Origin of the sequence: Streptomyces sp. adm13(2018), assembly GCF_008042145.1 — a bacterium.
Classification (GTDB): domain Bacteria; phylum Actinomycetota; class Actinomycetes; order Streptomycetales; family Streptomycetaceae; genus Streptomyces.
In genome coordinates this window covers 24,401-35,379 of sequence record NZ_RDBH01000126.1, presented here as the reverse complement: position 1 = coordinate 35,379, position 10,979 = coordinate 24,401, and the positions used below count along the sequence as shown (strand labels likewise).

Genomic DNA, 10,979 nt, shown 5'->3' with positions numbered 1-10,979 from the left:
GCCGCGACTTCGACCCAGCCCTCGACATCGAGGCCGAGGCCGCGTGCGGCTCGCCGGGCGGACTCGCGTTCCTCCGGGCGGCCTTCGCCGACAACGGCGCCGCCCCCGCCCCCTTCTTCGCACCCCTCGTGGACGAGCACCGGCGGATCCACGCCGAGCGGGTCGTGGCCGCGCTGCTCGCGCGGGCGCGCCAGGACACCGGCCGCGCCCTCGACGTGCCCGTGCGCCACGAGTGGTCCGACGTGCCGGACGGGATCGGCCGCGTCTCGGTCGGTCACGAGATCGTGAACGGCCTCGACCCGGTCGACATCGCCGTCTCGGCAGCGGAGGGGGTCCAGTGCCACCTCGCCGAGCGCGAACGGCTGGTCTGGCCGCTCTGCCCCGACCACCGCACCGGCCCCCACGCCACCCGCACGCCCGAGGGGGCGGCCTGGGTCTGCTCGGTCACCGGTCACGTGGTGGCACCCGTACCCGGCTGACCAGGAGAGGGCCGGTGGCGCGGGGTGCTCGTCGCGTGCGTCAGGATGGGGGCATGACCGAGATTCGCACCCCCCGTCTCCTCCTCCGGCGCTGGAGCGACGACGACCTTGTCCCGCTGGCCGAGATCAACGCCGATCCCGAGGTGATGCGCTGGATCGGGGACGGCTCGGTCCGGGACCTGGAGGAGACCGCCGAGGACATCGAGCGGTACGAGGAGGAGTGGGACGAGGAGGGCTTCGGCATCTTCGCGGTCGAGCTCCTCGGCTCGGGCGAGCTCATCGGCTTCGCGGGCCTCTCCGTGCCCGAGTTCCTCCCCGAGGCGATGCCCGACGTGGAGATCGGCTGGCGGCTGGGCCGCCAGTACTGGGGACAGGGCTACGCCTCCGAGGCCGCGCACGCGGTCCTGGAGTTCGCACTCCAGGACCGCGGACTCGACCGGGTCGTCGCGATCACCCACATCAGCAACCGGGCCTCCGAGAACGTCATCGGCAAGCTCGGCATGACCGGGGAACGCGAGACGAACCATCCGGCCTTCGACGTCCCCCTGCGGATCTACGCGATCGACCTCACCGAGTACGAGGCCTGACGCCCCGGACCGGCTCAGTGGCGCTCGGGGAGGTCCCGCTCGGCCGGCAGTGACGTGAGGTCACGGGCCGTGGACGGGGCGGCGGCCCGCGAGGACGCCGCGGGAGCCGGCTTCTTGCCGCAGAACGCCGCCTCCAGCGTCCCGCCGAGCGCCGTGTTGGCGGCACCGCGGTTCGAGGTGTTCGCCATCGCCGCGAGGCTACGGCGCCCGTCGCGGGTCGAGAAGGTGTACGTGTAGAAGCCCTGCACCGTGCCGGTGTGCCCGTACACCTGCGTACCGCACGACAGGTCGTAGCGGCGCAGACCGAGGCCGTAGAACCGGGTGTTGGTGGCGTCGGTCGGCGTGACCGTGGTCATGGCCTCCATCATCGCCGGGGACAGCAGCCGGCCGCGCAGCAGGGCGCTCGTGAAGGTGTTCAGGTCGGCGGGGTTGGAGATGACGGCACCGGCGGACTGGGCCCAGGAGACGGTCTGTTCCGTGGAGTCCACCAGCGCGCCGCCCTCCTCGTCCGGGTGCAGGTAGCCGCGCACGTGGGCGCCCTTGATGCGGGTGTCGGGGTGCACGTAAGAGGTCTTGGTCAGCTTCAGCGGCTTGAAGATGCGGCGCTCGTACGCGTCGGCCACGGGACGTCCCGTGAGCTTCTCGATCAGCATGCCGACGACCACGAAGTTGGCGTTCGAGTACTGGTAGGAGACGCCGGGCTGGGTGGTGCGCGGCTCGCTCAGCGACAGGTCGACGAGCTCCTGGTAGCTGAACACCCGGTTCCGCACGGACTCGAAGCCCGGCACCGTGTGCTCGAACATCGCGTTCGTGTAGTCGGCCAGACCGCTCCGGTGGGTCAGCAGGTGACGGACCGTGATGCGGTCGTCGGGGAGCAGACCGGGGAGGAACCGGTTCACCGGCGCGTCCAGCTCCAGTCTGCCCTCCTCCACCAGCTGGAGCAGGACGACGGTGGAGAACGTCTTGCTGACGCTGCCGATCCGGAAGCGCGACTGGATCGCCATGGGCGCATTCAAGACCCGGTCCTGGACGCCGACCGTCCGGCTGCGGACGCCGTCGGGGCCGGTGAAGCGGGCCATGGCGCCCGGAGCGCCGTTGGCCATGGCCGAGTTCAGCGCCGCGACGACACCGTCCATGTCGGGCGCGGGGACCGCGGGCGTCGTGGCGGCGGTGGCCGGGACGGGCGCGGCGGGTGCGGCGAACGCGCTGGTGGCGGGGGTGAGGCCGGCGGCGAGCGCGGCGACCAGGGTGGCACTCACGGCCAGGCGTCGGTGCGACGACAGGGGCACGGTGATTCCTCTACTTCTTCCGAATCGTTCGACACGGCGCGCGCCCGACGCGCGCCGCGGGGCGCGGGGGCACCCGGCCGTCGGGCCGGGCCCCGGGACCCATGGATCATGAGTGCCAACGCCCCGGAACGGTTCCTGACACGGGCCGCGGGTTGTGGAACCCGGCCGTCCGTCACCGGCCGGGCCGCGCCCGCTGGGAGAGCCGGGCGCCCGCGCCGGGCCGGCGGCCGCGTCACGACCACCGCGCGCGGGCACACGGGAGGGCCCCGCCGGTCGACGAAGCCGACCGGCGGGGCCCTGGGATCGCACGGGGTCCGCCGCTGCCGGGCCGGCCCGCACGGGTGCGGACCGGCCCGGGTGGATCAGACGGTGTCGAACCGGTCCAGGTTCATGACCTTGTCCCACGCGGAGACGAAGTCGGTCACGAACTTCTTCTTCGCGTCGTCGCTCGCGTAGACCTCGGCCAGCGCGCGCAGCTCGGAGTTCGAGCCGAAGACCAGGTCGGCGCGGGTGCCCGTCCACTTGACCTCGCCGGTGGCGGAGTCGCGGCCCTCGTACGTGGTGGAGTCCTCGGACGTCGCCGTCCAGGTCGTCCCCATGTCGAGCAGGTTGACGAAGAAGTCGTTCGTCAGGGTGCCCGGGGCCTTGGTGAGGACGCCGTGCGCGGACTGCTGGTGGTTCGCGCCCAGGACGCGGAGGCCACCGACGAGGACCGTCAGCTCCGGCGCGCTCAGGGTCAGCAGGTTCGCGCGGTCGACCAGCAGGAACTCGGCGGGGAGGCGGTTGCCCTTGCCGAGGTAGTTGCGGAAGCCGTCGGCCTGCGGCTCCAGGGCGGCGAAGGACTCCACGTCCGTCTGGTCCTGCGAGGCGTCCACACGACCCGGGGTGAAGGGCACCTCGATGTCGACGCCGCCGTCCTTGGCCGCCTTCTCGACGGCCGCGGCACCCGCGAGGACGACGAGGTCGGCGATCGAGACCTTCTTGGCGCCCGCCGCGTCGAAGGAGGCCTTGACGCCCTCCAGCGTGCGGAGCACCTGCGCGAGCTCGTCCGGGTTGTTGACCTCCCAGTTGCGCTGCGGCTCCAGGCGGATGCGGCCGCCGTTGGCGCCGCCGCGCTTGTCGCTGCCGCGGAAGGAGGAGGCCGAGGCCCAGGCCGCGGAGACCAGCTGCGCGACGGTCAGGTCCGAGGCGAGGACCTGCTCCTTGAGGGAGGCGATGTCCGCCGCGTCGAGGGTCTCGCCCTCGCGGGCCGGCAGCGGGTCCTGCCACAGGAGGACCTCGGAGGGGACCTCCGGGCCGAGGTAGCGGACGACCGGGCCCATGTCACGGTGCGTCAGCTTGTACCAGGCCCGGGCGAAGGCGTCCGCGAACTGCTCGGGGTTCTCGTAGAAGCGCCGCGAGATCTGCTCGTACGCCGGGTCGAAGCGCAGCGACAGGTCGGTGGTGAGCATCGTCGGGAGGTGCTTCTTCGACGCGTCGTGGGCGTCGGGGATGATCGCCTCGGCGTTCTTCGCCACCCACTGGTGCGCACCGGCCGGGCTCTTGGAGAGCTCGTACTCGTACTCGAAGAGGTGCTTGAAGAAGTCGTGGCCCCACTGCGCGGGCGTGGTGGTCCAGGTGACCTCCAGACCGCTGGTGATCGCGTCGGCGCCCTTGCCGGTGCCGTACGAGTTCGCCCAGCCGAAGCCCTGCGCCTCCAGGGGAGCGGCCTCGGGGTCGTCGCCGACGTTCTCCGCGGGGCCGGCGCCGTGGGTCTTGCCGAAGGTGTGTCCACCGGCGATGAGGGCGACGGTCTCCTCGTCGTTCATCGCCATGCGGCGGAATGTCTCGCGGATGTCGCGGGCCGCAGCGACCGGGTCCGGGTTGCCGTTGGGGCCCTCGGGGTTGACGTAGATGAGGCCCATCTGGACGGCGCCGAGCGGGTTCTCCAGCTCGCGGTCGCCGGTGTAGCGCTCGTCGCCGAGCCAGGTGGTCTCGGGGCCCCAGTAGACGTCCTCGTCGGCCTCCCAGACGTCGGCGCGGCCACCGGCGAAGCCGAAGGTCTTGAAGCCCATCGTCTCCAGCGCCACGTTGCCCGTGAGGATCATCAGGTCGGCCCAGGAGATGTTCTGGCCGTACTTCTTCTTCACCGGCCACAGAAGGCGGCGGGCCTTGTCCAGGTTGCCGTTGTCCGGCCAGCTGTTCAGCGGCGCGAAGCGCTGCTGACCGGCGCCGGCGCCACCGCGGCCGTCGCTGATGCGGTACGTGCCGGCGCTGTGCCAGGCCATGCGGATCATGAGCGGGCCGTAGTGGCCGAAGTCGGCGGGCCACCAGTCCTGCGAGCTGGTGAGCACCTCGGCGATGTCGCGCTTGACGGCCGCGAGGTCGAGGGCGTTGAACGCCTCGGCGTAGTCGAACTCCTCACCGAGCGGGTTCCCCACGACGGGGTTGGTGGCGAGGATCTTCAGGTTGAGCCGCTCCGGCCACCACTGGCGGTTGCCGCCACCCTGGGTCGGGTGCGCGGCGCGGCCGTGCGCGACCGGGCAGCCGCCCGTGCCCTCGGGGGCGGGGTCGGTGACGATTGCGTCGTGGTTCTCGGACATGCAAATCCTTCCGGACGGGGCGGATCTCGGTGCTCAGCCGGGGCGGGCACCAGTGGGGTGTCTCGTGCCCGACCGGAGCCGCGGTGTGCTTGGCTATCGCCGGAAGCGATCCTACAATGGACAGAGTCCAAGTCAAGAACCACGCCAACCGTTCGAAGGGGTGGGCCGAAAATGAGTGACCTGCTGGAGCGCCTGCGGGCGCGTGGCTGGCGCATGACCTCCCAGCGTCGCGTCGTCGCGGAGGTCCTCGCGGGCCAGCACGTCCACCTCACGGCCGACGAGGTACACGCGCGCGCCGTGGAGAGCCTGCCGGAGATCGCGCGGGCGACCGTATACAACACCCTGGGCGAGCTGGTGGCCCTCGGCGAGGTCGTCGAGCTCTCGACCGACGGCAGGGCGAAGCGCTACGACCCGAACGCGCGCCGGCCGCACCAGCACCTGGTCTGCTCGAACTGCGGCATCATCCGCGACGTCCACCCGACGGGGGACCCGCTGGACGTGCTGCCGCCCGCGGAGCGGTTCGGCTTCACGGTCTCGAAGGCGGACGTGACGTACCGCGGACTCTGCCCGGCCTGCGCCTGAGAGGGCCGCTGTGGCCGGTCGTCCGCGGCCGGGAACGGCAGGAGCCCCTCCACCCTGGCGGTGGAGGGGCTCCGCTGCGTGGCGCCGGCGGGCGGCGCCGGTGCCGCTACTTGAGCGCGGCGAGCGCGTCGTCGTAGCTGGGCTCCTCGGCGATCTCGCCGACGAGCTGCGCGTGCAGCACGGTGTCGTTCTCGTCGAGCACGACGACCGCGCGGGCGGTCAGGCCGGCCAGCGGGCCGTCCGCGATCTCCACGCCGTAGTTGGTGTGGAACTCACGGCCGCGGAGCGTCGAGAGGCTCTTGACGTTCTCGAGGCCCTCGGCGCCGCAGAAGCGGGCCTGCGCGAAGGGGAGGTCGGCGGAGATGCAGAGCACCACCGTGTTCTCCAGCGAACCGACCTTCTCGTTGAAGGCGCGGACCGAGGAGGCGCAGGTCGGCGTGTCGACGCTCGGGAAGATGTTGAGGACCTTGCGCTGGCCGGCGTAGTCCTTCAGCGACTTGTCCGCCAGGCCCTCGGCGACGAGCGTGAAGTCGGGAGCCTGGCTTCCCGGGGTCGGCAGGGTGCCGTTGACCTGTACCGGGTTGCCCTTCAGCGTGACCTGGGCCATGGGGGATCTCCTTAGGACGATGTAAGTGACAACGAGGGGAATCGTACGACGCCCGGTACGCCCGGAAGGCCATCGAGATCATGGACGCCCGGTCCGGTGGGCGATCACCGACCACGCCGGCGACCGACCGGGCCGGACGTGCGGGGGAGTGCAGACCTCTTGACGCCCCCTTACTTCACTTCTTAAATCATGGAGGCGACCGAACCCCGTCAATGTCATGGACATGGCAGATGTTTGCTCGCCTCCCCCCACACCCGACGGAAGTGAGAGCCATGCCCTCCGCCCGCACAGCACGGCGGCCGTTGTTCACCGCCGTGACGGCACTCGCCCTGGCCCTGGCCACAGCGGCGCTCGGCCCCACCGGCCCCACCCGGAACACCGGCCCCGCCGACACGACCACCGCCCTCCGCCCGGCGGCCCAAGCGGCCGCCGTCACCTTCTCCGACACCTTCGACGGCGCCGCCGGCCTCCCCGTGGACGGCTCGCGGTGGCAGATCGAGACCGGAGACAACGTCAACAACCACGAGCGGCAGTACTACACGGCCGGCAACCGCAACGCCGCCCTCGACGGCCAGGGCCACCTCGTGATCACCGCCCGCAAGGAGAACCCCGGCAACTACCAGTGCTGGTACGGGCGGTGCGAGTACACCTCGGCACGGCTCAACACCGCCGGGAAGTTCACCGCGCAGTACGGCCACGTCGAGGCCCGGATGAAGGTGCCGCGCGGCCAGGGCATGTGGCCCGCCTTCTGGATGCTCGGCAACGACCTCGGCCAGGTCGGCTGGCCCGCCTCCGGCGAGATCGACATCATGGAGAACGTCGGATTCGAGCCGTCCACCGTCCACGGCACCCTCCACGGCCCCGGCTACTCCGGCTCCGGCGGCATCGGCGCGGGCTACACCCTGCCCGGCGGGCAGGCCTTCGCCGACGCCTTCCACACCTTCGCCGTCGACTGGTCGCCCGGGAAGATCACCTGGTCGGTGGACGGAAACGTCTTCCAGACCCGTACGCCCGCCGACCTCGGCGGCCGGGCCTGGGTCTTCGACAAGCCGTTCTTCCTCATCCTCAACCTGGCCGTCGGCGGCTACTGGCCCGGTGACCCCGACGGTTCGACCGCCTTCCCGCAGCAGCTCGTCGTCGACCACGTCCGCGTCACCACCGCCGACACGCCCGTGACCGGGGGACCGATCACCGGCATCGGTGGCAAGTGCGTCGACGTGGCCGCGGCCAACAGCGCCAACGGCACGCCCGTCCAGCTCTACGACTGCAACGGCACCGCCGCCCAGAAGTGGACCATCGGCACCGACGGGACGGTCCGGGCCCTGGGCAAGTGCCTCGACGTCACCTCCGCGGGCACGGCCGACGGCACCCCGGTCCAGCTGTGGGACTGCAACGGCACCGGAGCCCAGAAGTGGACCGCCAACGCCGCCCGGGACATCGTCAACCTCGGCTCCGGCAAGTGCCTGGACGCCACCGGCAACAGCTCCGCCAACGGCACCAGGCTGCAGATCTGGTCGTGCGGCGGAGCAGCCAACCAGAAGTGGACGGTGACCCGCTGAGCCCCCGCCCGGGCCCGGGCGGGGGCACGCCGACCCGCTGAGTCACGGCTCCGCCCGGGCCCGGGGGCCGCTGACCCGCGGAGCCGTCCGCAGGTGACGCGGGCGCCCCGCCTACGCTGGTACCCGTGCCGCCCACTCCCCGCCTTCACCGCGTCGCCGTCCTCGTGCTCGAAGGGGCGAAGCCGCTCGACGTCGGCATTCCCGCGCAGGTCTTCACCACCCGCGCGAGCATGCCGTACGAGGTGAGGGTGTGCGGTGCGGAACCCGGGCTCGTCACCGGGGGCGACGGCCTCTCGTACGCCGTCGCCCACGGCCTCGACGCCCTCGCCTGGGCCGACGTCGTCTTCGTCCCCGGCTACCGCTTCCCCGACCGCGAGGACCCGCCGCGGGGTGTGGTCGACGCGCTGATCGCCGCCCACGACCGCGGCGCGCGCCTCGCCGCGATCTCCACGGGCGCCTTCGCCCTCGCCGCCACCGGCCTGCTCGACGGCAAGCGCGCCACCACGCACTGGCACTACACCCAGGCCCTCGCCGCGAAACGCCCCCTCGTCCGCGTCGACGAGAACGTCCTCTTCGTCGACGAGGGCAGCGTGCTCACCTCCGCCGGCGCCGCCTCCGGCATCGACCTCTGTCTCCACATCCTGCGCGGCGACCTCGGCGTCGCCGCCGCGAACCACGCCGCCCGACGCCTGGTCGCCGCCCCCTACCGCAGCGGAGGCCAGGCGCAGTACGTGCCGCGCAGCCTGCCCGAGCCGCTCGGCGAGCGGTTCGCCGCCACCCGGGAGTGGGCCCTGCACCGGCTCGGTGAGCCGCTCACCCTGGACGCCCTCGCCCACCACGCGGCCGTCTCGGCGCGCACCTTCTCCCGCCGCTTCGTCGAGGACACCGGCTACACGCCCATGCAATGGGTCATGCGGGCCCGCGTCGACCTCGCGCGGGAACTCCTGGAGCGCTCGGAACGGAGCGTCGAGCAGATCGCCGCCGACGTCGGCCTGGGCACCGGCGCCAACCTCCGGCTGCACTTCCAGCGCATCCTCGGCACCACGCCCAGCGACTACCGGCGCACCTTCACCAAGGGCGAGTAGACCCCGCTTCACCAGGGGGAGTCGCCCCCGCCGCGCGAGCCCGACGACCTTGGCGCGATCCTTTCGGACCGTGGCGATCGCGCCTCTGTCAGGACCGTCCCCACCGCGCGAACCTGGAGTCACCGCAGAAGGGACACTGTTCATGACTCGCATCGCCATCAATGGTTTCGGTCGCATCGGACGCAACGTGCTGCGCGCCCTGCTGGAGCGCGACACCGACCTCGAGGTCGTGGCCGTCAACGACCTGACCGAGCCGACCGCCCTGGCGCGGCTGCTCGCCTTCGACTCGACCTCCGGCCGCCTCGGCCGCCCGGTGAGCGTGGACGGGGACACCCTCGTCGTCGACGGCCGCCGCATCAAGGTCCTCGCCGAGCGTGAGCCCGCGCAGCTCCCCTGGGCCGAGCTCGGTGTCGACATCGTCCTGGAGTCCACCGGCCGCTTCACCAGCGCCAAGGCCGCCCGCGCCCACATCGACGCCGGCGCCAAGCGCGTCCTGGTCAGCGCCCCCGCCGACGGTGCCGACGTCACCCTCGCGTACGGCGTCAACACCGACGCGTACGACGCCGAGCTGCACACGGTCGTCTCGAACGCCTCGTGCACCACGAACGCCCTCGCGCCCCTCGCCAAGGTCCTCGACGACCTGGCCGGCATCGAGCACGGCTTCATGACGACGGTCCACGCCTACACGCAGGAGCAGAACCTGCAGGACGGCCCGCACCGCGACCCGCGTCGCGCCCGCGCCGCCGGCGTCAACATCGTGCCGACCTCGACGGGTGCCGCCAAGGCGATCGGCCACGTGCTGCCGAACCTCGACGGCAAGCTGTCGGGCGACTCCATCCGCGTCCCGGTCCCGGTCGGCTCCATCGTCGAGCTCAACACGACCGTCGCCCGCGACGTGACCCGTGAGGACGTCCTGGAGGCCTACCGCGCCGCCGCGGCCGGCCCGCTCGCCGGTGTCCTGGAGTACTCGGAGGACGCGCTGGTCTCCGCCGACATCGTCGGCAACCCGGCCTCGTCGATCTTCGACTCGGAGCTGACCCGCGTCGAGGGCCGCCACGTCAAGGTCGTCGCCTGGTACGACAACGAGTGGGGCTTCTCGAACCGCGTGATCGACACGCTCCAGCTGCTGGCCGGCTGACCCCGGACCCCACCGGCACGCGGCACCGCCGCACATCGCCCCCGCCGAACCACGGATTCGGCGGGGGCGCCGTGCGTCCCGGAGCCGTACCGCACCGTCAGCGGCGCGCGGCGCGCAGCAGCACGACGGCGCCGAGCATCGGCACGACCAGCGAGAACACGAGCATCAGCAGCAGCTCCACGATCCCGATCCGGGACGCGTCCCCCAGCAGCGCGCCCAGGCCGACGACGACCGGCACCGCCACGCCCGCGGCGGTCCCCAGGGCCTTCTGCCGGCCGGTCCACTGCGGTGCGCCCCAGAGCAGTACCAGGGCGGCGATCAGGGCCAGGGCTCCCACCCACGGGTTGAGCAGCAGGAGCACTCCCGAGGCGCCGAGCAGGATCATGGTCAGCTTGCGCCGCCCGGCCCCGGAGACCGGCGCCCGCCCGGCTCCGGAGAGGGGCGCCCCACCGGCCGGCGCCTCCTCGGCGAGCGCGGAGGCGGCCACGGTACGCGGCTCGCCCAGCTCGGCGAGCACGGCGCGGAGCTGCTCCCCGCCCTCCGCGCCGCTGGCCTCGATGTGCTCGCGGAGGTCCGCGAGGAGCTCGGCCCTGCGCTCGGCGGGCAGTTCGGCCGTCTCGCGCGCGACGGCGTCGAGGTAGGCGGCGACGAGCGGGCTCTGGTCGGTGGCGTTCATGCGGAATCCCCCTGTGGGTCGGTGAGGAAGTGGTCGACGGCGTCCCGGAACAGCGGCCACGCCTGGGCGAACTCGGCCAGGGAGGCCCGGCCGACGCCCGTGAGCGTGTAGTAGCGGCGCGGCGGCCCGCTGGGGGAGTCGCGCAGTTCGGTGGCGACGAGACCTTCGCGGCGCAGGCGTGACAGCAGGGGGTAGATCGTGCCCTGGCTGGTGGTCATGACGCTGACCGCGGAGAGCTCGGCCACGAGCTCGACGCCGTACTTCGGCTCGTCCCTGAGCAGCGCGAGGACGCAGTACTCCAGCACTCCCTTGCGGAGCTGGCTGGGGACTCTGTCGCCCGCCTCGTTCATTGCGTTACCAGGAACCATGCAATGCAAGATAGCTCGGGACGGTGA

Annotated in this window: 10 protein-coding genes and 1 pseudogene; 6 read left to right on the top strand and 5 right to left on the bottom strand. The window is 72.2% G+C overall.

The annotated features are described in order from the left end of the window. Nucleotides 1–479: pseudogene (locus tag EAO70_RS37970) on the top strand (hypothetical protein); the annotation flags it as partial. A gap of 53 nt (nucleotides 480–532) precedes the next feature. Then, nucleotides 533–1,066 (top strand): GNAT family N-acetyltransferase, encoded by a 534-nt coding sequence (locus tag EAO70_RS16455; protein WP_148003727.1) that lies wholly within the window; start codon nucleotides 533–535, stop codon nucleotides 1,064–1,066. A 14-nt stretch (nucleotides 1,067–1,080) separates the two neighbouring features. Here the strand turns inward: EAO70_RS16455 and EAO70_RS16450 are convergent, their stop codons facing one another. Continuing rightward, entirely contained in the window at nucleotides 1,081–2,355 is a 1,275-nt protein-coding gene (locus EAO70_RS16450) for a serine hydrolase domain-containing protein (RefSeq protein WP_148003726.1), read from the bottom strand. Nucleotides 2,356–2,717: 362 nt separating this feature from the next. Continuing rightward, nucleotides 2,718–4,937 carry a catalase/peroxidase HPI gene (katG, locus tag EAO70_RS16445; protein WP_148003725.1) on the bottom strand — a complete coding sequence of 740 codons (2,220 nt, stop codon included), beginning with the start codon at nucleotides 4,935–4,937 and terminating at the stop codon, nucleotides 2,718–2,720. Nucleotides 4,938–5,108: 171 nt separating this feature from the next. Between katG and EAO70_RS16440 the strand changes: the two genes are divergently transcribed. Then, complete coding sequence (locus EAO70_RS16440; RefSeq protein WP_148003724.1) at nucleotides 5,109–5,519, top strand: Fur family transcriptional regulator; 411 nt, start codon at nucleotides 5,109–5,111, stop codon at nucleotides 5,517–5,519. A gap of 106 nt (nucleotides 5,520–5,625) precedes the next feature. On the opposite strand, the gene tpx is transcribed toward EAO70_RS16440, so the two are convergent. Next, the gene (gene tpx / locus EAO70_RS16435; RefSeq protein WP_148003723.1) at nucleotides 5,626–6,126 is read right to left on the bottom strand and encodes a thiol peroxidase; all 501 of its coding nucleotides are present in this window, start codon (nucleotides 6,124–6,126) and stop codon (nucleotides 5,626–5,628) included. A gap of 272 nt (nucleotides 6,127–6,398) precedes the next feature. Between tpx and EAO70_RS16430 the strand changes: the two genes are divergently transcribed. From EAO70_RS16430 to gap, 3 genes are all read left to right on the top strand, one after another. Further along, nucleotides 6,399–7,685, top strand: a complete 1,287-nt coding sequence (locus tag EAO70_RS16430; RefSeq protein WP_148003722.1) for a glycoside hydrolase family 16 protein — start codon at nucleotides 6,399–6,401, stop codon at nucleotides 7,683–7,685. 125 nt (nucleotides 7,686–7,810) lie between these two features. Beyond that, nucleotides 7,811–8,770: a GlxA family transcriptional regulator gene (locus tag EAO70_RS16425; protein ID WP_261992901.1), complete on the top strand. Its 960-nt coding sequence runs from the start codon at nucleotides 7,811–7,813 to the stop codon at nucleotides 8,768–8,770. A 142-nt stretch (nucleotides 8,771–8,912) separates the two neighbouring features. After that, nucleotides 8,913–9,908: a type I glyceraldehyde-3-phosphate dehydrogenase gene (gap, locus tag EAO70_RS16420; protein ID WP_148003720.1), complete on the top strand. Its 996-nt coding sequence runs from the start codon at nucleotides 8,913–8,915 to the stop codon at nucleotides 9,906–9,908. Nucleotides 9,909–10,005: 97 nt separating this feature from the next. On the opposite strand, the gene EAO70_RS16415 is transcribed toward gap, so the two are convergent. Beyond that, nucleotides 10,006–10,584: an HAAS signaling domain-containing protein gene (locus EAO70_RS16415; protein WP_148003719.1), complete on the bottom strand. Its 579-nt coding sequence runs from the start codon at nucleotides 10,582–10,584 to the stop codon at nucleotides 10,006–10,008. Beyond that, nucleotides 10,581–10,952, bottom strand: a complete 372-nt coding sequence (locus EAO70_RS16410; protein ID WP_030317059.1) for a PadR family transcriptional regulator — start codon at nucleotides 10,950–10,952, stop codon at nucleotides 10,581–10,583. Before EAO70_RS16410 ends, EAO70_RS16415 begins: the two co-directional genes overlap by 4 nt. Nucleotides 10,953–10,979: the final 27 nt, after the last annotated feature.